The sequence below is a fragment of the Prevotella sp. P5-64 genome (assembly GCF_002251285.1).
Lineage (GTDB): Bacteria > Bacteroidota > Bacteroidia > Bacteroidales > Bacteroidaceae > Prevotella.
This window is the reverse complement of the sequence record NZ_NPJK01000030.1, coordinates 76,061-101,906: the sequence shown is the minus strand read 5'-3', so window position 1 is coordinate 101,906 and position 25,846 is coordinate 76,061. Positions and strand designations below refer to the sequence as shown.

Annotated in this window: 15 protein-coding genes; 2 read left to right on the top strand and 13 right to left on the bottom strand. The window is 52.9% G+C overall.

The annotated features are described in order from the left end of the window. Positions 1-30: 30 nt before the first annotated feature. The 12 genes from CIK87_RS05510 to CIK87_RS05455 form a co-directional block, all read right to left on the bottom strand. Positions 31-1,350, bottom strand: coding sequence for an MATE family efflux transporter (locus CIK87_RS05510; RefSeq protein WP_094386159.1), 1,320 nt, complete (start codon positions 1,348-1,350; stop codon positions 31-33). Positions 1,351-1,356: 6 nt separating this feature from the next. Further along, on the bottom strand, positions 1,357-3,789 hold the full coding sequence (locus CIK87_RS05505) for a TonB-dependent receptor (RefSeq protein WP_254046512.1): 2,433 nt from the start codon (positions 3,787-3,789) through the stop codon (positions 1,357-1,359). A gap of 92 nt (positions 3,790-3,881) precedes the next feature. Further along, positions 3,882-4,877 (bottom strand): hypothetical protein, encoded by a 996-nt coding sequence (locus tag CIK87_RS05500; RefSeq protein ID WP_022311138.1) that lies wholly within the window; start codon positions 4,875-4,877, stop codon positions 3,882-3,884. 7 nt (positions 4,878-4,884) lie between these two features. Next, positions 4,885-6,714 (bottom strand): U32 family peptidase, encoded by a 1,830-nt coding sequence (locus CIK87_RS05495; protein ID WP_094386157.1) that lies wholly within the window; start codon positions 6,712-6,714, stop codon positions 4,885-4,887. Next, a complete protein-coding gene (locus CIK87_RS05490) occupies positions 6,711-7,628 on the bottom strand; it encodes a homoserine O-succinyltransferase (RefSeq protein ID WP_094386155.1) in 918 nt (305 codons plus the stop codon). The genes CIK87_RS05495 and CIK87_RS05490 overlap by 4 nt, the downstream gene beginning before the upstream one ends. A gap of 136 nt (positions 7,629-7,764) precedes the next feature. After that, positions 7,765-9,798, bottom strand: coding sequence for a M13 family metallopeptidase (locus CIK87_RS05485; RefSeq protein WP_094386153.1), 2,034 nt, complete (start codon positions 9,796-9,798; stop codon positions 7,765-7,767). A 22-nt stretch (positions 9,799-9,820) separates the two neighbouring features. After that, the gene (abc-f, locus tag CIK87_RS05480) at positions 9,821-11,758 is read right to left on the bottom strand and encodes a ribosomal protection-like ABC-F family protein (RefSeq protein WP_094386151.1); all 1,938 of its coding nucleotides are present in this window, start codon (positions 11,756-11,758) and stop codon (positions 9,821-9,823) included. 598 nt (positions 11,759-12,356) lie between these two features. After that, complete coding sequence (locus CIK87_RS05475; protein ID WP_022311133.1) at positions 12,357-13,814, bottom strand: DASS family sodium-coupled anion symporter; 1,458 nt, start codon at positions 13,812-13,814, stop codon at positions 12,357-12,359. 142 nt (positions 13,815-13,956) lie between these two features. Next, entirely contained in the window at positions 13,957-15,573 is a 1,617-nt protein-coding gene (locus CIK87_RS05470; protein ID WP_094386149.1) for an MFS transporter, read from the bottom strand. 20 nt (positions 15,574-15,593) lie between these two features. Beyond that, complete coding sequence (locus CIK87_RS05465) at positions 15,594-17,744, bottom strand: S9 family peptidase (protein ID WP_094386227.1); 2,151 nt, start codon at positions 17,742-17,744, stop codon at positions 15,594-15,596. A gap of 5 nt (positions 17,745-17,749) precedes the next feature. Beyond that, positions 17,750-19,654, bottom strand: coding sequence for a membrane protein insertase YidC (yidC, locus tag CIK87_RS05460; RefSeq protein WP_094386147.1), 1,905 nt, complete (start codon positions 19,652-19,654; stop codon positions 17,750-17,752). A 3-nt stretch (positions 19,655-19,657) separates the two neighbouring features. Further along, positions 19,658-21,262, bottom strand: a complete 1,605-nt coding sequence (locus CIK87_RS05455; RefSeq protein WP_022311129.1) for a CTP synthase — start codon at positions 21,260-21,262, stop codon at positions 19,658-19,660. A gap of 211 nt (positions 21,263-21,473) precedes the next feature. Here CIK87_RS05455 and CIK87_RS05450 point away from each other — a divergent pair, with 211 nt between their 5' ends. Then, the gene (locus CIK87_RS05450; protein WP_094386145.1) at positions 21,474-22,790 is read left to right on the top strand and encodes a DUF3078 domain-containing protein; all 1,317 of its coding nucleotides are present in this window, start codon (positions 21,474-21,476) and stop codon (positions 22,788-22,790) included. Between the two features lie 119 nt (positions 22,791-22,909). Next, on the top strand, positions 22,910-24,118 hold the full coding sequence (locus CIK87_RS05445; RefSeq protein ID WP_094386225.1) for an MFS transporter: 1,209 nt from the start codon (positions 22,910-22,912) through the stop codon (positions 24,116-24,118). A gap of 711 nt (positions 24,119-24,829) precedes the next feature. On the opposite strand, the gene CIK87_RS05435 is transcribed toward CIK87_RS05445, so the two are convergent. After that, positions 24,830-25,843 carry a GGGtGRT protein gene (locus CIK87_RS05435; protein ID WP_022311125.1) on the bottom strand — a complete coding sequence of 338 codons (1,014 nt, stop codon included), beginning with the start codon at positions 25,841-25,843 and terminating at the stop codon, positions 24,830-24,832. Positions 25,844-25,846: the final 3 nt, after the last annotated feature.

Here is a 25,846-nt window from a genome sequence, read left to right as displayed (position 1 = left end):
CAACCAAGCAAAAACCTATAATTTTCTATCTCACTGCATAAATGACTTGAAAACAGATGGAGAAAAGCGCAACATCAGCATTTCTACTATACCGCGCATGGCCAGATAGGCTATCAGCGCCAGCCATAGAGCGTGGTTGTGGAGTGTGGGGGCGAGGGTAAAATAGAGTGCGAAGAACACTATCGCCGCCAGTGCAGTGGACCACAGCATGGGACGCGTGGCGGTGAGCCCGATGAACAGTCCGTCGAGCAGAAAAGCGGTTACACCGGCGATGGGTATGGCCACAGCCCAGGGCAGATAGGGTAGGGCTGTGCTGATGACATCGTGCTCGGAGGTAAGCAGGTGGAGCAATGGCTTTCCGCCGAAGGCGAAGACGAGGGTGAACACAATGGCGACAATGATGCCCCAGAGAAACAGACGGCGTGTCAAAGTACTGAAAGCCTTGCGGTCGGCGGCTCCGCAGTATTTGCCGCCCAAGGCTTCGGCGGCATAGGCCAGCCCGTCGAGGAAGAAGGAGGTCAGGGTAAACAGGGTGAGCAGCAAGGTGTTGGCAGAGAGCATCAGGGTGCCTTGGCGGGAACCGAAGGAGGTGAAAAACAGGTTGACCATCACCAGAAAGAGCGTGCGCAGGAATATGTCGCGGTTCACTGCAAAGAAGCGGAGCATCCCGTGGTGCCACTTCATGCCTAGCTTGTCGCTGTCGCAGACTTCCACCTTGGCGAGGCTCCTCTTGAGCCACATCAGCGCCATGCCGAAGCCTGTCCATTGGGCTATCATCGTGCCCAAGGCCACTCCCTCGATACGGAGTCCGAATCCGAAGACCAAGATGATGGAAACGAGTAGGTTGGTGATGTTTTGCGCGATGGAGACATACATGGGGATGCGCGTGTTCTGCATGCCGATGAACCATCCGGTAAGGCTGTAGAGTCCCATCACGGCTGGGGCTCCCCATACGCATATAGAAAAGTAGGTGTCGACGGTCGCGCTCACCGTGTCGTCGGGCTGCATGATGAGGGTTGTGGCATGGAAGATTGCCCGCTGGTAGACTATCATTAGCGTGGCTATGATGAGTGCGGCGGTGATGGACTGGCGTAGCAGATGGCGTACCTGCCGGTGGTCGTTTGCGCCCAATGCCTGCGCAGTGAGCCCGCTGGTACCCATGCGTAGAAATCCGAATATCCAGTAGATGACGTTGAACATCATCGAACCTACTGCAACGGCTCCGATATAGACAGCGTTGCCCATGTGTCCCACGATGGCGAGGTCGGCCATGCCCAGCAGAGGTACTGTGATGTTGGTCACCACTGCCGGAATGGCAAGGCCGAATATCTGCTTGTCTATATCTCTCATCGCGGGTTAGAAATTCAACTTGACATCAATGCCCATGTGGAACGGGTTGGCTTGTTGGGCGAAGACAAGTGGTTTGCCGGTTGCACTGCTTTCCACGACGAAGGTGTTGGGGCGGGAATTGGTGATGTTGCGCCCCCACAGACTTACAACGACATTGCCGCACAATGCATCGCAATGGGCGCCAAGTGTAGCGTAGAATGGCTGGCTCAGGGTGTTGGCCTCGTTCCAATAGATGCTGCCTTGGGCGGCCATATTGGCACCGATAACCAGGGCATGTATACGTGGGTTGCGCGTGTCGATGCGGTAGTCTATCGTCGAACCCAATGTGTGGCGAGGGATGAAAGGCACACGGTGATGGCGGTAGTCTATCTGGGTGGTGGTGTTGCCTGTAGTTGCGGCGTCGCGATAGTCTCTGAATGTCGATTGGGTAAAGGCGTAACTGGCTGTCCATGTGAGGTGATTGTCAAGATGACTTCCTCGCAGAGAAAGTTCTCCACCCAGACTGCGGCTACGGCCTGCGTTGACCATCATTCGGCCGAAACCGTAGTTTCCGGCCATCACCGACAACTGCAGGTTGTTCACGTTGGTGAGATAGACGGCCATATCCATCTGTATCTTATTCCCAGGCAGATTGATGTGGGCTCCCAGTTCGTAGTTCCATGTCGTTTCGGGGGCGTAGGCTATGGTTTTCTCGATATCCTTGTAGTCCTCTTCGGTATGGGGTATCTCGTAGTCGCCACGCTGGCTGGAGTTGTTGCTGAGTTCGGTCTGTAGAATGTCTGAAAACATCTGATAATTGTAGCCACCGGCACGATAACCTTTGCTGATGGCACCATAGAGGTTGGAACCGTTATCGCCAAACTTGTAGCTCAATCCTAATTTGGGCAGAAGTTGGTGGAAATCATTGTGGTAACTGTTGCTGAGTTTGGATAAGAGGTGGCTCGAAGCTGCGCTGCCCATCATCATGACGTTGCAGTTCATCTCCGCCCGCGTGTCATAGTCGAGTCTTACCTTGGAGTAATCATAGCGGAGTCCCAAAGTCAGTGTCAGACGGCGCGTGAGGTCGATGTTTGATTCGTGGAATACCCCTTGGTTGAATGTAGGGAGTCGGAACGTGCCTGGGATGACGCCCAAATCGGTGGTAACTGTTATTCCGCCGCGCTGTTCTATCATCTGCTCAGCCATCTGCTTGGCTCTGTCGGGAGCCATGCCAGTTGCCTCGAAGCGTGCCGCCATTGTCTGTACTATAGCTTTATACATGGCGGTTTGGATGGTGGTTCCCAGCATGTTATCCATATCTCCAAAGAACGCAACTGGCGCTTCGGTCTTGTTCCATTGGTATGAGGTAAACGTACCTGTCGTCCACCGCCATGCACGGTTGGTCTCCGCCTCCTTCAAGCCCATCTGCCCCTTGACAACCATCTCGTGCGTAATCGAGTTTTGGTGTTGGCGTTCTTCCATTTGCATGAAGTCGGCAGCCATATAGTCGATATCCATCAGCATGTAGTCCTTGAGATATTGGAAGCTGGTGGTAGAACTGAAGGTGGTGTTTTCCCAACGCTTGGAGATGACTACGCCGGTGTTGAGCATGTTACGGCGATAGTTGGACTGACGGTTGGCGACAGTGGGTTGGGTTTCGCCGTTCCAGAGTCCGTAGGGGAACGCGTTCTGGCGGACGTATTGATAGTCGAGGATATAGTCGACGCTGAAGCCGTTACCTTGCTGATAGATTAGGCGCAGTTTGCCGCCGGCTTCATTGCCTTTATCAGCTCTTTCACCAGTTGTGTTGTTGGTAAAGAAACCTTTCTGACCATTATAGAAACCGGCAAGCGACCAGGCTATGTGTTCGTTGGGCTTCGCATAGTGAGCCACCTCAGCATGACGAGTGAAGTGGGAGCCGACGCCCAGTTTGATTCTTGTGCCTTGATAGTTCATTGGACTGAGGCTATAGGTACATATCAGTCCGCCCTCAGTGTTGATGCCGTAGAGCGTTCCTTGTGGACCACGCAAGACATCGGCGCGAGCCAACTCATAGTTGTGATAGTTGTACGTACTCTTACTCATCAGCGGCAGACCGTCGGCATAGACGCCCACAGCCGGACTGTTGATGCGTGATCCGATACCGCGAATATAGATAGAGCTGGTATAGCGCGAACCGTAGGAGGGCATCGTAAACGAGGGGACAAAGGCAGAGAGGTCACGTAAGTCGTTCATGGACATACGTTGCAGGTCGTGTGCATCGAACATCGAACTGCTCAATGGCTGCTGACGCAGATAGAATGCCTCTTTAGGTTGTGACACCACTACTACCTCGTCGATATTCACTACTTTTGATGTGTCGTTGGCTACCGGTGTGACGTAGCGCGATTCGCTTGCTGATGCAGCAACGGCCAGCATCAGCGAAATACATGTAGTTACAATTGTCTTGTTATAGTTCATCCTCTTGTATTGTTGTTTTGAACGGCTGCAAAGGTACTCATAATCCTCTGCAATCCCAATCCTCATTTATGAGGAATTGTGCCGCGATGGCGTCATACGTTGAAGGCGCCGCAGTGAGGACATTCGCCTTTTTTGCGTAGCAGTGCGCCACATTTCCCACAGACATAGGTCATGCGGCTATGGGTGCGGTATTGCCTGATGGCGTATATGAAATACAAGACGAGCAGAATATAACCTATAAAATATAAAGAGGTGATGCTGAAGACTATGTAGTCGATGGCGCAAACTGCAGCCAGTCCACTCAGATAGAGTATGGCTTCGCCCGTTGCCAACTGACCGCGCACGTCGTCCAGCACTGCGACACCTACAATCAGCATCGCCCAAACCAGAAGCAGAAATAGCGCCAGTATGGGTGGCACCGACAGCGGGTTGAGTGTCGGGTTGAAGTAGAAGTGCCGCCATACGTCTGGGGCAAATGTCTGGATGCTGGCATAGAGCGTCGCTGCCGACGCCACCAGTAGCGTGAGCAGAGTGGGATAGAAGGAATGGATGTCGCGGAAGTGGACGATGGGTACATCCATACGCTTCAGCTTCCTGATGAGATAAGCGGCAGAGATGACGCATATCACGATAAGGAAAATAAGGAGGTGGGTGTCAGAGAAAGTGGATATGAACTCGGATATGGGATCATCGGGCACGACAGAGCGGAGCAGCTTTCCTTCATGTACCCATCCGAAATGGCGCGAGGCAGTTGCCACCTGTATCCATACAGAGTCTGCCGGGTCCTGTGGCAGTGTGCGATAGTCTGCCACAACCAGATGTTCGCCGTGCCGGACTGTAAACGAGTCGGTGGGCATGTTGCTCAGTACCTCTTCCGGTTGCTGCGCAACAAGCGTAAGCGAGTCTGAGCGCACGATGAAATTATAGTTGACCGTATAATGGTGCAGTGTGTAGAACGACATGGTATCTGTCTGTACGCCAGTGATTTCCCTGGTTACGTTCGCGTAACGGTGCGGGCGGTGGTAGCACGACGCCAGCATCGTTATCATCAGCAATAGCAGCGCTGTGTATTTACTCGTTTTCATCATCATTATCCTATTCTTTAGCATAGATATTCATCTGACATTCGTCACAGACAAACTTGAGCTCGAAACTTCTTCCGTCGGCAAGGCGCAGGCTCAGAGGCTCTTTCCATTCGGGCTGACGACCGCCGCGACGCACACAGTAGCCCAGCGCATAGCGCAGACAGTGACGGCACTGCATGATGAGTGGATGTGAGGTCGGCGAGAGCTCGTAGGCAGGAGCCAGCTCATGACGGTGATGCTGTTGGTAGAAGGCGCGGGCTTCGCGGTTGGCTATATTATATAAATAGGTGTGCTGGATGTATTCGCGTTGCCATCCGTTGGGCATCATGGCATCGTCGGCCACCATCTGCTGATTGTCCTGGTTTGAGGTCTGCTTCACAGGAGCCTCTTCGAGTTGTGTCACAACCATTCTTCGCAACTCTGCCAGCAGACTGGACGGGATGAAGAGCATCTCCGCGCCCTCGGCTATGCTCACGTCGGCCAGCGTATAGGGCGTGTTGCCCAACTTAGATAGCTGTCTTACGATGTTGTCATGCTGGTTGGTCCGCGCCGGTTGATGTTCAAAGGTCACAGTGGCCCTTGCATGAAGCGCTTCGAGTGCAAAGCCGTCGTCCGATGTCGACAGGGTCATGTGCAGAGGCAACTTGCGCTCAGCCACAGTTGATGCGAGCAGTTTGGAGAAAGCCACATCGTTGTTGCGGTATAGCGCTGCTCCAGGGCGGAGCGACTGCGGCATGCGCTGGGGGAAGAGACGGTTGCCCTCGGCGCGGTTGACGCGGAAGCCCTCAAGCTCGTGATTGCTGTTGAAGAAGCAGAGCCCGTCGCCATTGGCAAACTCAGCCAAGCCCGCCACGTTGAACGAGTTGCCGCGTATCTCCTTGACCTTGCCCACATACTCGCCCATGGCCTTGGGGGTGTCAAAACTGGAGATATCTGCCTGGCGGCCGTTGAGGAAGTAGTGGGTATAACCTCTATTGAAAGTCTTGCGCAGATTGGGCTCGAAGTGATAGGTCACCTGACCCTTCGAGGCGCGGCAATAGTCGTTGGGACGCTTGCTTACCAGTCTGTCTATCTGCTGCGAGTATGCCGATACAACATTCTTCACATAGTCGGCGTCCTTGAGTCGGCCCTCTATCTTGAACGAACAGGCACCGGCGTCGGCCAGCTGTTCGATGGCATCTATCTGGCACATGTCTTTGAGCGACAGCAGATGGCGCTGGTGCTCTATCTCCCTGCCAGTGGCGTCGACGAGGTCAAACTTGAGTCGGCAGAACTGGGCACACTCGCCGCGGTTGGCGCTTCGGCCGAAGCAGTATTGCGAGGCGTAGCAGACGCCAGAGTAGCTCACGCACAGGGCACCATGGACAAAGACCTCGAGCTCCAGTTCGGGCGAAGCCTTGTGTATCTCGGCTATCTCGTCGAGCGACAACTCGCGAGCCAGCACTACTCTGGTGAAGCCCAGCGACTCCAGCCACAGAGCCTTCTCTGCCGTTCGCGTGTCGCATTGGGTTGAGGCGTGTATAGGCAGAGCCACCCGTCCCACCAGACCCATGTCTTGCAGCAGCAGGGCGTCCACTCCTGCCTCGCGCAGTTGCTCTGCGAGCGCCAGCGTGTCGTCCATCTCGCTGTCGTAGATGATGGTGTTGAGCGTGACATAGACCTTGGCGTCAAAGCGATGCGCATACTGGCACAGCTGGCCGATGTCGTCGACAGAGTTGCCGGCTGCAGCGCGGGCGCCGAAGCGTGCGGCACCGATATACACGGCATCGGCTCCGCAGTCGATGGCTGCGATGCCACATTCCAGGTTCTTGGCGGGAGCCAACAGTTCGAGTTTTCTCATACGTTTATGTTTTCATCTGCCTCTTGACGACAGACGTAATGATTGATCCAGTTGTTGTAAAAGAGCGTAGCCGCTGCGCGCCAGTTGCAGTGGGGCTGGGCGTTGGGGTCGTCGTTGGGGTAGTAGTGCTGTGGCAGATTGACATCATCGCGCTTGCCCAGGTCGCGGCGGTACTCGTCGCCAAGTGTCCACACGGGATATTCGAAGTGGCCCAATACATAGAAGTCTCTATGCTGGCGCGAGGCGCAGATGCACAGACCGGCTTCGGCCGACTCGGCGAGGATGTCCACGCCCTCGGTATGCTCGATGTCCGGGCGCCTTATCTCGGTATGGCGGCTGTTGGGCATGCTGAAAGTGTCGTCGAAACCGCTGAATATGGGATGGTGCAGGTCGGCTGGCGTTACCGTAAACACGCCGAATCTCTTGGCTGGCAGGAGATACTTGGGGATGCTGTAGAAATGGTAAAGTGCAGCCATGGCTCCCCAGCACAGATAGAGCGTGCTGCGCACGTGGCTGTGGGCCCAGTCCATGATGGCCGTGAGCTCGCGCCAATAGTCTACCTCTTCATAGGCGATGGTCTCTACCGGTGCGCCGGTGACTATCATGCCGTCGAAGTGCTCATCTGCCAGTTCGTCGGCATACCGATAGAAGCGTTCCAGATGTTCTGCCGTTGTGTTCTTTGAGGTATGCGAGCGCAGCTTCATGAAACTCAACTCTATCTTGTGTGAAGAGTAGGCCAGCACACGCGCCAGGTCGCACTCTGTTTCCTCCTTCTTGGGCATGAGGTTGAGGACCACGATGTGTAGAAGGTCCTCTCGGCGGGCGCAGTCGCGTCCATATCCTTCGATGCCGTCCACGTGTTCGTATCTCAGGGTCTGGATGGCGGGAATACCTTCGGGTAAATATATGGGCATAACTGTTGTGGAATTACTACTTGTCAATAATGTGGGGCGTATTGCAGTTGCAAAAATAGCAAAAACCGATGAAAAACAAGTAGGGCTGTCAAAGTATTTTCTGACAGCCCCCACTTTTATCTTGTCTTACGATGTGTTACCAGAGGTCCAGACGGTTGGCCTTGGGGATAAAGAGCTTGTCGTCCTCCTTCACTCCGAAAGCCTCGTACCACGCATCTACATGGGGCAGAGCGCCGTTGACGCGCCATTTACCCAGTGAGTGCGGGTCGCGCTTTACGCGGTTGCGTATTTCCTTCTCGGTGATGTTCTGGCCCCAAACTCCAGCGTAGGCGATGAAGAAGCGTTGGTCGGCGGTGAAGCCGTCCTTCTGCTTGAGTGGCTTCTCGGCAGTGGCGTTCTTGTAGGCAGTGAAAGCCAGTTGCAGACCACCGTGGTCGGCGAGGTTTTCGCCCAGCGTGAACTCACCATTGGCGTTGAGGTCGGGCAGCACCTTGATGTTGTTGAAGAAGTTGGCATACATATCGGCACGCTCCTTGAAGCCCTCGGCATCCTTGGCGGTCCACCAGTCCTTGAGCATACCGTCGGCATCGTACAGACGGCCCTTGTCGTCAAATCCGTGGGTCATCTCATGACCTATCACTACGCCGATGGCACCATAGTTGAATGCTTCGTCGGCCTTGGGGTCGAAGAATGGGTACTGCAGGATGCCCGCAGGGAAGCATATCTCATTGGTGGTTGGGTTGTAATAGGCGTTGACGGTCTGTGGGTTCATAAACCACTCATCGCGGTCAACGGGTTTGCCGGCCTTCTCGGCGATATGCTTGTCGTGGGCAAAGGCGCGACAAGCCATCACGTTGTCATAGTAGCTCTTTGATGGGTCTATGGTCAATGCGCTGAAGTCTGTCCACTTGTTGGGATAGCCTATCTTTACGTAGAACTTGTCCAGTTTGCGGTGTGCGTTTGCTTTGGTTTCGCTTCCCATCCACTTCTGGGCGTCGATGCGCTGACCCAAAGCTATCTGCAGGTTGGCCACCAGTTTCTCCATCATCTTCTTGGACGACTCGGGGAAGTAGCGCTGGGTGTAGATTTTGCCCAGAGCCTCGCCCATCTGTGCCTCGACTTGTGCGGTGGCGCGTTTCCATAATGGGTAGTCTTCCTTGCGGCCGCTCATGGTCTTGCCGAAGAAGTCGAAGTTGGCTTCTCTTATCTCGTCGCTGAGGTAGGATGCCGAGCTCATGATGATGTCCCACTCCATGAGCGCCTTGATTTCGTCGGCGGTCTGCAGAGCCACAATCTTGTCCAGGCCCTTCATAAACTCGGGCTGGCCCACGATGAGTGTCTGGATGTAGTCCTTGTTTACGCCCTCTGCTACGCACATCTGCTCGAGCGGGATGTTGGGATAGTGCTCGGCAAACGCCTTCATGGTCATCTTGTTGTAGTTGGCCTCGGGGTCGCGCAGCTCGGTCTCGCTCTTGGAGATAAGGGCGAGGATGGTCTCTTGACGGAACACGGCGTCGCTCTTCTTCTGGGCCCGGGCTTCGTCAAAACCGTAGAGCCCGAACATGCGGGCGATGTGCTTGCGGAAAGCCTCGCGTATGGCCACCGTGGCAGCGTCGTTGTTGAGATAGTAGTCTTTCTGCTCCAGAGTGAGTCCGCTCTGAGAGATGTGCATGATGTTCATGCTCACATTCTTGGAGTCGGCGCCGAAGTATGAGGCATACTGTACGCCATAGCCCTGGGCGGCATACTTGAGCTGGAGCTCGCGCAGCTGGGCCACGGTAGAGGCGCTCTCTATCTCGTTGAGCAGAGCGGCAACGGGGGCTGTGCCCTCGGTATTGCGTCGCTCTACGTTGAGAGCCAGCTTGTAGAAGTCAGACAGCTTCTGCTCGATGGTGCCGGTGGCATATTTCTTCTTTTCCAGGTCGGAGAGGATAGTGTTGATGCGCTTGCTGTTGTTCTCCTGCAGCTGGTCGAAACTGCCGTAGCGGCTGTAGGCGGCAGGGAGAGGATTGTTCTTCTGCCATCCACCAGTGGCAAACTGATAAAAGTCATCGGCAGGCTTGACGGTTTTGTCAAGGTTTGACATTACCAGTCCCGACTTGTTCTGTCCCATGCCCATGATGGGCGCCGATATCATGAGGACTATCGGAATAATTGGTTTCAGTTTCATTGTATTGTTGTTTGGTTGTTGATTATTCGTTTTTGAGACTCTCGAGCTGTTCGGAGAGTTCCATCCACTGCTCGTTGGCCTGCTCGAGGGCCTGGTGGGTGGTGGTATACTCGGTCACGAGTTCCATGTCGGCTGCGTTCTCAGGCTGCATGAGCAGGGCGTCGAGTTCCTTGAGCCTCGTCTCCATCGTGGCAATCTTGCGTTCGCACTCTTCTACCGACTTCTGCGCCTTGCGTATGCGCTTCTGCTGTTCCTTGTGCTCGGCATAGGAAATCTTCTGCTGGCTCTGGGGCTGTTCTACAGGCTTGGACTGGGTCACTACAGGCTGTGCAGCCAGTGCCTCGTGGATGCTGTCGGCATTGTGGGCACGCAGATAGTCGTAGATGCCACCGAGGTGCTCGCGCACATGGCCTTGGCCGAACTCATAGACCTTGGTGACCAGACCGTCGAGGAATTCGCGGTCGTGGCTCACGATGATGGCTGTGCCGTCGAAGGCGCGGATGGCCTCTTTGAGCACATCCTTGGACTGCATGTCCAGGTGGTTGGTGGGCTCGTCGAGGATGAGCAGATTGACGGGCTCCATGAGCAGACGTATCATGGCCAGACGGCTGCGCTCGCCGCCGCTGAGCACCTTGACCTTCTTCTCAGAGGTCTCTCCGCCAAACATGAATGCACCCAAGAGGTCGTTGATCTTCAGGCGCATGTCGCCGGTGGCTACGCGGTCTATGGTGTCGTAGATGGTGATGTCTTCGTCGAGCAGCTGGGCCTGGTTCTGGGCAAAATAGCCTATCTGCACGTTGTGGCCTATCTTGAGGGTGCCGTCGAAGGGGATTTCGCCCATGATACACTTGACGAGTGTAGACTTGCCCTCGCCGTTCTTGCCCACAAAGGCCACCTTCTCGCCCCGCTTGATGGTGAGCGTCACGCCCGAGAAGACGTTGTGGTCACCGTAGGTCTTGGCTACCTCGTCGCAGATGACGGGATAGTCGCCGCTGCGCAGACATGGGGGGAACTTGAGGTGCATGGCAGAATTGTCGACCTCGTCAATCTCGATGGGAACTATCTTCTCCAACTGCTTGAGGCGGCTCTGCACCTGCACGGCTTTGGTCGCTTTGTAGCGGAAACGCTCTACAAAGTCCTTGATGTCGGCTATCTCTTTCTGCTGGTTCTCGTAGGCGCGCAGCTGCTGCTCACGGCGCTCGGCGCGCAGCACCACATACTGGTCGTATTTGACCTTGTAGTCTTCGATGTGGCCGCAGGTTATCTCGATGGTGCGGTTGGTGACATTGTTGATGAAGGCGCGGTCGTGGCTCACCAGCACCACGGCTTTGGCAGACTGGGCGAGAAACTGCTCAAGCCACTGTATGCTCTCGATGTCGAGGTGGTTGGTGGGCTCGTCGAGCAAGAGCACGTCGGGCTGTTGCAAGAGAATCTTGGCGAGCTCGATGCGCATGCGCCAGCCACCGGAGAACTCGCGCGTGGGGCGGTCGAAGTCGCTGCGTTGGAAGCCCAGACCGGTGAGGGTGCGCTCGAGGGTGGCTTCGTAGTTGTCGCCGCCGAGCATCATGTAGCGGTCGTGCTCGAGAGTGAACTTCTCGACCAACTGGGCATAGCTCTCGCTCTCATAGTCGGTGCGGTCGGCCATCTCCTGCTGCAGCCGCTCGATGCGCTCCTTCATGCGGGTGGTGTGGATGAAGGCTTTGCGGGCCTCTTCGATGACGGTGGTGTCGTCGGCGAGTTTCATCACCTGGGGCAGATAGCCTATGGTGGTGTCGTTGGGGATGGCTACGGTGCCCGAGGTGGGCTTCTGCTGTCCGCAGAGTATCTTGAGCATGGTCGATTTGCCGGCGCCGTTCTTACCCACGAGCGCTATGCGGTCGCGGTCGTTGATGACAAAACTCACGTCATGGAAGAGCGGGCGGGCGCTGAACTCTACAGCGAGATTTTCTATAGAAATCATATTTCTGGTCTTCAATATGCTTGCACGGCTCTGTCTTGCTGGGGCGCAGACGGCAGACAGGGCGTGGCGGTATGTTTATATATTCGGTTTAACTATAGTTCGCGCAGCGGGCATGACGCGCAGACCCGTAGGGGCGACCTCTGTTAGTAAAGTGCAAAATTACGCTTTTTTTTTGTTAAAACCTAACTATCACCGCTTTTTCTCCCGACATCGGGGGAGATAAGGTTGTGGCTGTGGGGGATGGAGCTGGTGGAGGGGCTGTATGCTCGCCTATAGTGGAAATCTTCAGCGGTCGGCCTCTGGCATGTAGCATCAATAGCGCCGTCGCGGCAAAGTTTAACGCAATGGCTTTCAAGTAGTTTCCAAACTACGATTTACTTGTTTCAAACTGCGAATTACACTTTTCGCGATGCGAAACAAACAAATCGCACCACGATTTCTCCATTTCCAACCCTGCAAATACTTTGTCGATGGTCAGTGCAGAAATGGAGATGGACTCTCTTCGTGCGAGCGGATGTCTGGTGCGATTGTGCTGGGTCGCGGCAACAAAAAACGGGAAGAGTAGCCCCTTCCCGTTGATAGTTTTTGTAGATAATATTTATCCGATGAGTCCGGCCTTACCGATGAAGTAGAGCACGGTGTAGCCGAGAACCATGCTGATGATGCCCATGGTGATACCCGTCTTGAGCATATCGTTCTGCTTGACCAGTCCGGTAGAGAAGGCGATAGCGTTAGGAGGAGTAGAGATGGGGAGACACATGGCGCTGGATGCAGCAAGGGCAATACCGATGATGATGGTAGAGGTGCCGCCAATGGCGCCCAGTTTGTCGCCCATACCTGTACAAACGACAGCAAGGATTGGAACCAGAAGAGCTGCGGTGGCAGTGTTGCTGATAAAGTTGCTGAGGAAGTAGCAGATAAGTCCAGAGATGAGCAATATGGCGATGGGAGAGAACTCGCCGAAAGGTATACTCTCGATAGCGCGGTCGGCAAGTCCGGTGCCGTTCATGCCCAGTCCGAGGGCGAAACCACCGGCAACCATCCAGATAACGCTCCAGTCAATCTTCTGCAAGTCTTTGCCATTGATGACTCCTGTAAGTGCGAATACACCCATAGGAATGATGGCTACAGTGTTGGCGTCGACACCAGTGACACGGTCGAGCAGCCACATGAGGATGGTGACGATGAAGGTGATGCATACCACCCACATACGCCAGCCGTGAGAAACATGACCCTCAATCTTGAGTTCGATGGTCTTCTGAGTGAAGGGGAAGAACTTGAGGATAAGGCGCCAGCTGATGAACAGGATGATGATGACCAGCGGGAACATGAATGACATCCACTGTCCGAAGCTGATGTTAAGATGCAGCTGCTCATTGAGGGCCTGCAGGGCGATGGCATTGGGAGGTGTACCGATAGGAGTGGCCATACCACCGATATTGGCGGCGATTGGGATGCTCATCGTCAGCGCGATGCGTCCCTTTCCGTTGGCGGGAAGGGCGGCGAAGACAGGGGTAAGGAAGGTGAGCATCATGGCGGCGGTAGCTGTATTGGACACGAACATCGAGAAGACGCCTGTGATGAGTAGGAAGCCCAGCAGCACGTTCTCGCTCTTGTTGCCGAAGGGACGGATAAGATTCTTGGCAAGCAGCACGTCGAGACCCGACTTGGTGGCTGCGATGGCAAGGATGAAACCGCCGAGGAAGAGCATGATGACGGGGTTGGCGAAGGTGGCCATGATGTCCTTGGACTTGAGAAGCTCGCCAAAGGCTTCGCCCTCGCCCTTGAAGCAGGCGATGGAGTTGTCAGACAGAGTAAGACACATTACCGATATGATGGCCAGTGAGGTTGCCCAAGAGGGAATGGCCTCGAACAGCCATGAAAGGGTAGCGAAGACAAAGATGGCTATAACGCGCTGCTGGATAACGGTAAGGCCCTCAATGCCAAAGCAGGTGATTGGGAGGTTCCAGATGAGGGCGGTAACGGCAATGATGCCGAGCAGCTGCCATACCTTTTTCATCTCAATCTTGTTTGAAAGAACATTTTCTTCAGACATAATCTTTAAGTTTTTAGTTGTTATTATTAGTTATTATGATGTTTACGAATGTCAGGTTCAATTGGGTAGGTGTATTTCTGGTATATATATCCATGTGCGGCATCGGCGCAGGGCCGGTGACGCACATGGATGATATGGAGGTTTACTTGATGTTGGGCTCTTCAAGGTGCAGTCCCTTCTTCTTGTCAACAACCTTGAGGACAAGGCCGATGACGAGCGCGGCAACACCCAAGCCTGCCAGCATCACCAATGGGGCGGTGTAGTTGAGTTCGGTAGCATTGGTAACTCCCTTGTTGGTCATGGTGAGGACCTTGCCGATGAGCAGGGGGAACAGCCACAGGCCGATATTCTGTATCCAGAAGATAAGGGCGTAGGCAGAGCCGATAATCTTGGCGTCTACCAGTTTGGGCACGCTTGGCCACAGAGAGGCGGGGACAAGAGAGAACGATGCGCCGAGAACGAGGATGGTCACGTAGGCTACGATGACTCCGCCTACCTGGTTGCCCTTGAATTCGGGAAGAATGAAGGCGAAGGTAAGGTGGCAGGCGATAAGCAGCAGTGAACCCAGAACGAGCATAGAGGCAGCCTTGCCCTTATGGTCTACAAAGTTGCCCAGGATGGGGGTAATGCCCACGGCAAGCAGGGGGAACACGGCAAAGATAGACTCGGCAGACTGACGCATGTAGCCCATGTAGCAGTAGGTGACAAGGGATACGATGGACAGGTAGAGCACACCGTACTTGAAACTCTTGTTCTTGAGGAAGTTGAACATAAACGCTGTAACAGCCACCACAAGCATGATGACATACTGGATGATGGTAACAGACGAGGATGCCCAGAAGGAGTCGGCGGGAACCTCTGTAAATGAGAGGTTGCACTGCAGCATGTTTACAGCGTACTTCTGGAAGGGGAAGATAGCTGAATAGTAGAGTACGCAGAGCAATGATACGAGCCAGAAACCACTGCTGGTGAGTATCTGTCCCAAGTCGCTGATTTTGAAAGGGTCGTCTTTCTCTTCGGCTTCGCCGGTCTGCGCGTCGAGTTTCTTGTCCATAAAGAAATAGACAACGAGCATAATCATGGCGATGCAAAGCAGCACAACGCCGAAAGCCACAGAGCGTGATACGCTAACGACTCCGCCGAGCTTGGCGAAGAAGGGCGAGAATATCATGCAGGTGGCTACGCCCAGGCGGGCCAATGCCATCTCAGATCCCATGGCCAATGCCATCTCGCGGCCCTTGAACCACTTGACGATACCACGCGATACGGTGATGCCGCCCATCTCGGCTCCGCAGCCGAAGAGCATAAATCCACAGGCTGCCAACTTGGCAGATGCGGGCATACCCTCATAGAACGGCGATACGTTCAACTGCTCGAAGACGGGAATGTGGTTGAGGTTATTGGTAAACCAAGTCTCAAGGCCGCTGCCGATAAAGCTGTCGCTGATGGCATACCACTTGATGATGGCTCCCAAAAGCATCACGCCTCCAGAGAGGAGGGCTGTAAAGCGAACGCCCATCTTGTCGAGGATGATGCCTGCAAAAATCAGGAAGAAGACAAATACGTTGAGGAAAGTCTCCGAGCCCTGCATGGTACCGAAGGCGTCAGAGTCCCAGCCTCGCTGTGTCTGCATCAGGTCTTTAATGGGCGAAAGGATGTCCATAAAGATGTAGGCACAGAACATGGCCAAAGCCAAGAGCAACAGGGCCATCCAGCGGATGGCGGCCGAGTCGCGCAGTGTTTTTTGTGTTGTTGTCATTGCTTATATCTTTTTATTGTTTATTTCTTTAACCAGCGGTCAAGCCATGAGAAAAAGGTGCGCTGCCACAGTACACCGTTCTGTGGTTTAAGAACCCAGTGGTTTTCATCAGGGAAAAGGAGCAGTTCGGCTGGAATACCCTTGAGGCGGGCTGCATTGAAGGCGCCGAAGCCCTGATTGGCATTGATGCGATAGTCTTTCTCGCCATGGATGCAGAGGATGGGGGTGTCCCAATTATCGACAGCCTTGTGGGGACTGTTGGCATAAGTGCGGCGTGCACGCTCGGTCTGGTCCTTGTTCCAGTAGGCGTCGTCGTACTCCCAGTTGGAGAACCAGGCTTCCTCGGTGTCGGTGTACATGGACTCAAGGTTGAAGGCTCCATCATGAGCGATGAAGCACTTGAACCGTTTGTCATGATGGCCGGCAAGGTAATAGACTGAGAAGCCACCGAAGCTGGCGCCCACGGCCCCCAGACGGTCTTTGTCAACATAGGGGAGATTGTTGGCGGCATCGTCGATGGCGCTGAGGTAATCTTTCATGCACTGGCCGGTCCAGTCGCCGCTGATATCTTCGTTCCACTTGCTGCCGAAGCCTGGCAGACCGCGGCGGTTGGGGGCTACGACGACATAGCCGTTGGCTGCCATAATCTGCATATTCCATCGGTAACTCCAGAACTGTGATACGGGACTTTGGGGACCGCCTTCACAGAAGAGGAGGGTAGGATATTTCTTGTTGGGGTCGAAGTGGGGAGGAAGGATTATCCATACCAGCATATCTTTGTTGTCAGTGGTTTTCACCCATCGAGGTTCAACCTTTCCGACTGCAAGTTGGTCAAAAATATGCTTGTTTTCATCTGTAATCTGTGTGATTTCAGTCTTCTTCTTGGGGTTGATGACAAAAATGTCATCGGGGTGGCTCATCGAATGACGGGTAACAAGCAACTTCTTGGTATTACCTATCATCTGCAGGCTGCCGTAGTCGTATTGGCCTTCGGTAACCTGATGGAGTTCTCCGCGAAGATTAGTCTGGTAGATGTTGGCACATCCATGCCATACGGAAATGAAGTAGATACTCTTGTTGTCAGAGTTCCAGCAGAATGCATCGACATTGGTGTCGAGCTTCTCGCTGACGTATTCTTTCTTGCCAGTGGCCAAATCATACACCAGTAGACGGTTGCGGTCGCTCTCATAGCCATTGTGTGCCATGCTGAGCCAAGCAACATACTTGCCGTCGGGTGAGAAACAAGGTGCAGTGTCATAGCCTACGTTCATATCACCATCCTGATGATTGACGGGCTGGTCCTTCATCGATTTGGTTGGATTAATGGCTGGTTCTTTATAGTCGGCAGGCTTGCAGAGATTGCGGGTGGTGTGGCTGTCGATATCATACAGGTAGATATCGGCGTCGGTAGAAATGGCGTAATGCAAGCCAGTACGCTTACGGGAAGAGTAAGCAATCTGCTTTGAGTCGGGGCTCCATGCAAGTTGCTCAATACCACCGAAAGGAGCAGAGGGACACTCATAGGGTTCACCCTCCATAATGTCGATACCGTCGGTGATGGCATTGTCGTTGACAGCAGCCATGAAGGGATGGGCGATGGTCTCAACGTAATGATCCCAATGACGGTAGTTCAGGTCTGTGATGACACGGCCGGTAGCCTTGGGCAAGTCAGAAGGATTCTTCTTGATGATGTCATTATAGGGAATTGACTTGATAAGAATTACCTTGCTTCCGTCGGGTGAGAAACTGAACCCCTCGATATCCAAAGCCGAGTGAGTGAGCTGCTTGCGGTCTGTGCCATCAGGGTTCATTTTCCACAGCTGGCCACCAGAAAGGTAGGCAATCTTGCTTCCGCCTTCTATCCAGGCGGCGTCGCTCTCGCTCTTGGCGCCAGTGGTGAGCATACGCTTGGCAGTGCCGTCCACGTTCATTACATGCAAGGTCTGCTGCCCTTTGTTTTTTTCTACGCTGTAGTAACCTACCTGGTATACCACTTGCTTGCCATTGGGCGAAACCTGAGCTCCACCTATGCGTCCCATTGCCCATAAGGCTTCGGGAGTCATGAGGTCTGAACTGAGTTTGATGTCACTTTTACCAATCATGGTCTGTGCGTTTGCAAAATTGCCGCCCATCCACAGGGCGGCAACTAATGCTATAGTTTTGGCTATCATCATAGTTAATACTTTTTTCTTTTACGAGCCAGCTCTTCTCTCTGTTTCTGCAGCTCGGCCTGCTGTTCCTGCATAGCCTGCAGGCGTGCAGCCAGACCTTTCATCTTCTGAGGGTTGTTCTGGTTCTCCTTGTAGCGTGCTTCAAGGATAGCAAGCAGTTTCTCATCATTGGTGGTCTTGCGGAGGGTCCACATGATGGCAGCCGAGAAGAAGAGGCTGACAAAATAGTAGAAGTTAAGACCCGACGAGTAGTCGTTGAAGATGAAGAAGAACATGACAGGCATGAGGAACATCATCCACTGCATCACCTTCATCTGTTCGGCTTGCTGGCCTACCATCTGGTCGCGCTGCTGACGCATAGTCATCCACGAGTAGAGCAGGTTGGCTACGCAGAAAAGTATACAGGTGAGCGAGAGGTGGTCACCTATGATGGGCAGATTGGTGCCCCATTCGAAGATGGGGTCATAGGTTGAAAGGTCACTCATCCACAGGAAACTCTGACCACGCAGCTGAATGGCGTTGGGCACGAAGTTGAACATGGCAATCCAGATTGGCATCTGTATGAGCATAGGCAGACAGCCCGACAATGGACTTACGCCATATTTGGCATACTCTGCCATCATAGCTTGCTGCTTCTGCATCTGGTCTTCGGGCTTGTCAAATTTGGCGGTGGCAGCTTCGAGTTTCGGTTTGAGTACACGCATCTTGGCGCTGCTCATGTAGCTCTTTTTTACCATTGGGAAGGTGATTACCTTCAGTAACAGTGTGATGAGAATGAGTACCACTCCCATGGGGAAGAGCTTGGACAGCCAGTCGAAAACATAAATGGTGAACCAGCGGTTGATGATGCGGAAGAGAGGCCAGCCAAGGTAAACCAGACGCTGGAGCTCGAGGTCCTTGCCGAAGGTGCTTTGCTCCTCTACATTCTGCAAGAGACGGAAGTCATTCGGGCCATAATAGAACTCAAACTCTGATGGCTGCTTGCCTGTTGGGTCAAAGAACGACTTCATCTTGGCCTGATAGCTCTTCAGATAGCCATCGCCAGACTTTTTGTCATAAGGGATGGAAGTCATAAGAGCGTTGGGCTGGAAATCGTTTTTGGCAATCATCACAGCCGAGAAGAACTGGTTCTTGAAGGCAACCCAGTCTATACGTTCTTCAATGGGCTTGTCGATTTTTTCTGATGTCTCGCTCAGATAATCGGTGCCACCTTCGCTTTCGTGGTAGGTCAGGGTAGCGTATCTGTTTTCAAAGTTGAAGCCCTTCTCCTGCTGACGGCATTTCTCCTGCCAGTTGATATCCATTGTGGAGGTATTGGGAGCGAAGAGTCCGGCCATGCCTTCTACGCTCAGACGCATGTGGAGCATATAGTCCTTGCCGAGCAGATAGCTCAGCACGATGTTCTTGCCGGCGGCAGCTTCGGCGGTGAACACGACGGTAGAGTCGGTGAGTGCCGATACGTTGAAATACAGGTCCTGGGTAGAGATGTTGGTCTCCTTGGCCTCCAAGGTATAATTGAGTGACTGTTCGTTCTTGTCAAACAGCACCACGTCGTTCTTCTCCTTGATGTTGTCCTTGTAACCCTTAATCACGGCTTTTTCTACCGTTGCACCCTTGGTGTTGAAGGTCAGTTCTACATGCTTGTTCTTAAGTACCACGTTTTGCGCAGTACCTTTGAGGGCGTTATGAAACAGTGCAGTACTGTCTTCGAGGGTCTGCTGCAACGCGCGTTCGCGTTGAGCTTTTACGGCATCTTTCTCGGCTTTGGCAGCCTTGTCCTTGGCGGCTTCCTGTTGGGCGAGCTGTTCCTGCTGAGCCTTAATCTCTTCTTCAGAGGGCTGGCTCCACCAGGTAAACCCGATAAACAGCAGCGCTATGAGCACAATGCCGGTAATTGTATTTTTGTCCATGTCTTATTTCTTGTTCTTTATTGCGTGTTTAACGAAATCTACGAAGAGTGGATGTGGCTTCAGCACTGTGCTTTGATACTCTGGGTGATACTGGGTACCAATGTACCACTTCAGTCCAGGTATCTCTACCACCTCTACAAGGTCGCTTTCGGGGTTGCGTCCTACACACATCATGCCAGCGCGTTCATATTCAGTAAGATACTGGTTGTTGAACTCGTAGCGGTGACGGTGGCGCTCGCGGATATTCTCCTTCTTATATATATCAAATGTACGCGAACCTTGTTTAAGTATACACTCATACAGACCCAGACGCATAGTACCTCCCATATTGGTGATGTTCTTCTGCTCTTCCATGATGTCTATCACGTTGTGGGTTGTCTTCTCGTCCATTTCGCGGCTGTTGGCGTCGGCATAGCCCAGCACGTTGCGGGCAAACTCGATAACCATCATCTGCATACCCAGACAGATACCAAAGGTGGGGATGTCATGGGTGCGGGTATAATGAGCGGCAATCAGTTTGCCCTCAATGCCACGCTGGCCGAAACCGGGACAAATCATGATACCGTCCTGGCCTTTCAGCAGGTCGGCCACGTTGTCTTCCGTAATCTTTTCGGAGTTGATGTAGTTGATGTTTACCTTGTAGTCGTTATAGGTGCCAGCCTGTGAGAGACTCTCGCGAATACTCTTGTAGGCGTCCTGCAGGTCATACTTGCCCACCAGACCGATGTTGACAGTCTCGGTAGCTTTGGCGCGACGCTCAAGGAACTGGCGCCAGGGACCCAGTGATGGCTTCTCGCCAATGGGCTCTTCCACCTTGCGCAGGATGGCGGTGTCCAGACCTTGGTCCTGCATATATACAGGAGCCTCGTAGATGCTTGAGAGGTCTTCGCTCTGGATGACACAGTCGAAGTCGACGTTACAGAAAGCGGCAACCTTCTTTCTTAAACCCTCGTCGAGATACTTTTCGGTGCGGAGGACGAGCACATCAGGCTGGATTCCCACGCTTTGCAGTTCCTTCACGCTATGCTGTGTGGGCTTGGTCTTCAGTTCGCCCGCAGCCTTGAGGTAGGGCACGTAGGTGAGATGCACATTGACAGCCTTCTTGCCCAATTCCCATTTCATCTGGCGGATAGCCTCCATGAAGGGCGCGCTTTCGATATCGCCGATTGTACCACCTATCTCAGTGATGACAAAGTCATAGTGGTAGCGCTGGCCAAGCATCTTGATGTTTCGCTTGATTTCGTCGGTGATGTGAGGCACCACCTGGATAGTCTTGCCCAGATAGTCGCCACGACGCTCTTTGTCTATTACACTTTTATATATACGTCCTGTGGTCATTGAGTTGGCTTTCGTGGTCTGGATGCCAGTGAAGCGCTCATAGTGTCCCAAGTCGAGGTCGGTCTCCATACCGTCGGCCGTCACATAGCACTCTCCGTGCTCATAAGGATTCAGTGTACCCGGGTCAATGTTGATGTAGGGGTCAAACTTCTGGATGGTGATGTTGTAGCCTCTGGCCTGCAACAATTTGCCGATAGACGATGAGATGATTCCTTTGCCTAATGAAGAAACCACACCGCCTGTTACAAAAATATACTTTGTGTCTGCCACGATTGTGATAATTTAATATTTGTTCAAGTTGCAAAATTACAATAATTTGGTGAACTCTGCAAAGAAAAGGTGTTATTTTGTTCCACGCTTTTTCCCTTTTGTTCACGACTTTTGCTTTCGCAGACTTCTAAAACAAAAATTCATTGAGATTTATTTTGTATTTTTCACAGCATGCAGTAACTTTGCAAGCACAAATAGCCACTATACAATTATGAGAATTAAGTTTATTGCCATTATCCTTTTAGGTTTGCTGTGTGATGTTACGTCCGTGTCGGCCCAGTCACGACATTCGCAATCGCTGTCGTCATCGCGCCGACATGCCGCACAAGCCCAGCCGGATATGGTGACTCTCTATATGGATTCGCTGTTGCATTTCCGCGTCCACCAGGACTCTGCCCATCTCGAAGAGTTTGTGCCAACCATGACTGTGCCGGCACTGCCCAAACTGGGGATCGAGTACAAGTTGCTCTTTATGCCGACCACGTTTTATAAAGGCGTGTCCCACAACTTCTTTGATATCGACCGCGATGCCAACCTTATCGACGAGAGTCTGCTGGCGCTCTATCTCGGGCGTCCCGACCTCGTGCGCTCTACGCAGAGCCAGTTGGAGCGTGCTGGAGACATACGTAAGGCCGAGGCAATACATGTCGACCATGCTCCTGAAATCGTTGAGAAGGTAGCCCCCAAGCCCCAGGAGACAGTTGTGGCTCCCTTGGATATTGTGGTGCTGAAACCCAACTTCTGGACATACTCCGGCGACTATTATCTCCAGTTCCTGCAGAATTACATTTCTTCCAACTGGTACAAAGGTGGTGAAAGCAACTACTCGATGGTAGGTTCGATAACCCTCAATGCCAATTACAACAACAAGCAGAAGGTGAGATGGGACAACAAACTTGAGATGAAGTTGGGATTCCAGACCTCCAGACAGGATACGTTGCACACCATGCGAGTAAGCGAGAACTTGCTGCGTCTGACGAGCAAGTTGGGATTGCAGGCATCCAGAAGCTGGTATTATACCATCCAGATGATAGCCGCTACCCAGTTCGTCAGACAGTGGAACAGTAACTCCAATGTCGTTACCACCGACTTCTTGGGCCCGTTGAATGTCAATCTCTCTGTCGGTATGGACTACAACGTCAAGTGCTTGAAGGATAGGCTTACCGGTTCCATCCACTTGGCTCCGCTGGCTTACAATTTCCGTTACGTCAACCGTCTTGAGCTCGCTTCTCGTTACGGTTTGGACGAAGGCGAGCACCAGTTGCACAACTTCGGTTCGCAGTTTACGGTCGATTTGTTGTGGAAGTTTGCCGACAACATACGTTGGAAGACCCGTCTCTATGGTTATACTACCTACGAGCGTGCCGAGCTTGAGTGGGAGAATACGTTTACCTTCCAGTTCAACAAGTATATATCCAGCAACATATTCGTTTATCCCCGTTTTGACGACGGAACCAAGCGCAGTGACCGTCATGGCTATTATCAGTTGAAGGAGTACGCCTCTTTGGGCTTCGCCTATTCCTTCTGATGATGCTTTCTTCGGCGTGCTCAGCCCCTCTGCTACTGTTGCGGTGAGCCCGCGTGCAATATTCGCCTGCCATATTGGCAGGCGGTTACTATATATAATAGGTATTAAGACTAATGATGATGAAATCTATAGGCAGCATAATCAAGGGACATCCCACCATGACCGAGAGTACGGTCTATTCCATGTTGGTGATTTGTGGCATATCACATTTCCTCAACGATATGATTCAGTCGATTATCCCGTCTATCTATCCCATCATCAAGGACAAGTTTGAGTTCTCGTTTGCGCAGATAGGCATTATCACTCTGGTCTTTCAGATGACGTCTTCCATCCTGCAACCATTCACCGGACTCTATGCCGACAGGCATCCACGCCCCTATGCCTTGTCCGTGGGCATGTGCTTTACGTTGATAGGACTTCTGCTGTTGGCTTTTGCCGAGAATTATCTGCTCATTCTTTTGGCTGTGAGTGTGGTCGGCTTTGGTTCTTCAATCTTTCACCCCACGGCATCACGCGTAGCGCAGTTGGCATCGGGAGGAAAGAAAAGCCTGGCACAGTCTATATTCCAGGTTGGAGGCAACGGAGGTTCCGCCCTCGGCCCCTTGCTGGCTGCTGTCATCATCTTGCCTTTCGGCCAGTATGCCATATCCTGGTTCGCCCTTGTAGCACTGCTCGCCGCATTGATTATGATGCGTTTGGGAGCTTGGTATAAGGCGCGCCTGGTCTATGCCCAGCACCATCATCTGCCCACTCCGGCATTGAACGACCACATCTCCCGTGGAGCCAAGTATCGTGCCCTGGCGATACTCATTCTGCTTGTATTCTCCAAGTATTTCTATACGTCGTGTATCACGAGCTATTTCACCTTTTTTCTTATCGACAAGTTCGGTATCAGTGTACAGGCGTCGCAGATATGCTTGTTTGTATTCCTGTTGGCCTTTGCCATCGGCACCTTGGCAGGTGGCGTCTTTGGCGATAGGTATGGCCGCAAGTATGTGATATGGTTCTCCATCCTCGGAGCAGCGCCCTTCGCGATAGCCATTCCTTATGCCAGTCTGCCTTGGACCATCGTCTGCACATTCCTCTCAGGCCTCATCATCGCGTCGGCTTTCTCGTCGATTGTGGTCTATGCCACCGACCTTATGCCCGATAAGGTGGGACTTATAGCTGGCATCTTCTTCGGACTTATGTTCGGTTTGGGCGGTCTTGGCTCCGCGTTCTTCGGTTGGCTTGCCGATAGGACCAGCATCGAGTTTATCTTCCAGGCCAGCGCGTTCCTTCCCTTGTTAGGAGTCATTGCCGGCTTCCTGCCGAATACGCAGAAGTAGTAATTCGTCCATATCTTTATCAGACGGCAGCAATCCTTAGTGTAGCCGCCAGACACCATTGCCTTGCCCGTGTTTACTGACCGTCGGCAGGATTTCCTCCACAGTCGTAAGGACTTTCCCCCGCAGTCGTCAGGACTTCTCCGTCAGTCAGCAGCTCGTCCCCGTCAGTCTGTCGCCTTTCCAAGCCAATCATCTCCACTTCCAGGACAGTCTGCTGCTCATCCCCGATAGTCAACTGCTCTTCCCTAATTATCGGCCGTCCTTCCCCGTTAGTCAAATGTTCTTCCCCGATAATAGGTTGTTCTTCCGCAACATTTTGCAGTTCTTCCCCGACAACCTAAAGGTGTTTCGCCCAAAGTTGATTTCAAACTGGGAATTCGTCAAATCAAACTCAACAACGTATAACTCGAACTTTTAATTCCGCGTTTCCCGCTCCGCCTTCATCCCTAACGCCATCTCCAGCGCTATCAGTAGATTTCGTACCCTTTACGGTATCAAGGCTACGGCATCGTCAGTAGCGCCAAATGATGTGTTTGCACATATACATTCTTCATCATTGAGTCCGACTGTTACCAACCCCACTTTGCGTACATCCTCGAGGCGAATATGTGTTCCAATAGTAATGCTTGTGATGACAAGGGTACAAAAAAATCCCTGTGACATAGAAGTCACAGGGATAAACTTATGTTTGAAAAATGTATAGCTCGTGATTTACTTCTTGTTGAGAGCCAGGTCGATAGCTACAGCGATAGCCACTGTTGCACCTACCATTGGGTTGTTACCAATACCCAAGAAGCCCATCATCTCTACGTGAGCAGGAACTGAAGAAGAACCTGCGAACTGAGCGTCAGAGTGCATACGGCCGAGAGTATCAGTCATACCGTAAGAAGCGGGACCTGCAGCCATGTTGTCTGGGTGCAGTGTACGGCCGGTACCACCACCTGAAGCTACAGAGAAGTAAGGCTTGCCAGCGAGCACGCGCTCCTTCTTGTAAGTTCCGGCTACGGGGTGCTGGAAGCGTGTGGGGTTGGTAGAGTTACCAGTGATTGAAACGTCTACATCCTCGCTCCAGTTGATAGCAACACCCTCGCGTACGTCGTCAGCACCATAGCAGTTAACCTTGGCACGAGGACCGTCGCTGTAAGGAATGCGCTTTACAACCTCGAGCTTGCCACTGTAGTAGTCAAACTTGGTCTGTACGTATGTGAAACCGTTGATACGGCTGATAATCTGGGCAGCGTCCTTGCCAAGACCGTTGAGGATGACGCGGAGAGGATTCTTGCGAACCTTGTTGGCCATCTCGGCAATCTTGATAGCACCCTCGGCAGCAGCGAAAGACTCGTGGCCAGCCAAGAAAGCGAAGCACTGTGTCTCCTCGCGGAGCAGACGGGCGGCGAGGTTACCATGGCCGAGACCTACCTTGCGGTCATCAGCTACAGAACCAGGGATGCAGAAGCTCTGCAGACCGATACCGATGGCCTCGGCTGCATCAGCAGCTGTCTTAACACCCTTCTTGATGGCGATAGCGGCACCACAAACGTATGCCCACTTAGCATTCTCGAAGCAGATACGCTGAGTCTCTTCGCACATCAGATAAGGATCAACACCAGCCTCTTCGCAGATCTGATTAGCCTCTTCTACGCTACTGATACCATTTGCATTCAGAGCAGCCAGCACCTGCTTCTCGCGGCGCTCCTGGCTTTCATAACTTACTTTTCTAATCATAGT

Bases quoted from the DNA above. Each gene is read 5' to 3' on its own strand.
- CIK87_RS05510 (WP_094386159.1), bottom strand. From the start codon at position 1,350: ATGAGAGATATAGACAAGCAGATATTCGGCCTTGCCATTCCGGCAGTG.
- CIK87_RS05505 (WP_254046512.1), bottom strand. From the start codon at position 3,789: ATGAACTATAACAAGACAATTGTAACTACATGTATTTCGCTGATGCTG.
- CIK87_RS05500 (WP_022311138.1), bottom strand. From the start codon at position 4,877: ATGATGAAAACGAGTAAATACACAGCGCTGCTATTGCTGATGATAACG.
- CIK87_RS05495 (WP_094386157.1), bottom strand. From the start codon at position 6,714: ATGAGAAAACTCGAACTGTTGGCTCCCGCCAAGAACCTGGAATGTGGC.
- CIK87_RS05490 (WP_094386155.1), bottom strand. From the start codon at position 7,628: ATGCCCATATATTTACCCGAAGGTATTCCCGCCATCCAGACCCTGAGA.
- CIK87_RS05485 (WP_094386153.1), bottom strand. From the start codon at position 9,798: ATGAAACTGAAACCAATTATTCCGATAGTCCTCATGATATCGGCGCCC.
- abc-f (WP_094386151.1), bottom strand. From the start codon at position 11,758: ATGATTTCTATAGAAAATCTCGCTGTAGAGTTCAGCGCCCGCCCGCTC.
- CIK87_RS05475 (WP_022311133.1), bottom strand. From the start codon at position 13,814: ATGTCTGAAGAAAATGTTCTTTCAAACAAGATTGAGATGAAAAAGGTA.
- CIK87_RS05470 (WP_094386149.1), bottom strand. From the start codon at position 15,573: ATGACAACAACACAAAAAACACTGCGCGACTCGGCCGCCATCCGCTGG.
- CIK87_RS05465 (WP_094386227.1), bottom strand. From the start codon at position 17,744: ATGATAGCCAAAACTATAGCATTAGTTGCCGCCCTGTGGATGGGCGGC.
- yidC (WP_094386147.1), bottom strand. From the start codon at position 19,654: ATGGACAAAAATACAATTACCGGCATTGTGCTCATAGCGCTGCTGTTT.
- CIK87_RS05450 (WP_094386145.1), top strand. From the start codon at position 21,474: ATGAGAATTAAGTTTATTGCCATTATCCTTTTAGGTTTGCTGTGTGAT.
- CIK87_RS05445 (WP_094386225.1), top strand. From the start codon at position 22,910: ATGAAATCTATAGGCAGCATAATCAAGGGACATCCCACCATGACCGAG.
- CIK87_RS05435 (WP_022311125.1), bottom strand. From the start codon at position 25,843: ATGATTAGAAAAGTAAGTTATGAAAGCCAGGAGCGCCGCGAGAAGCAG.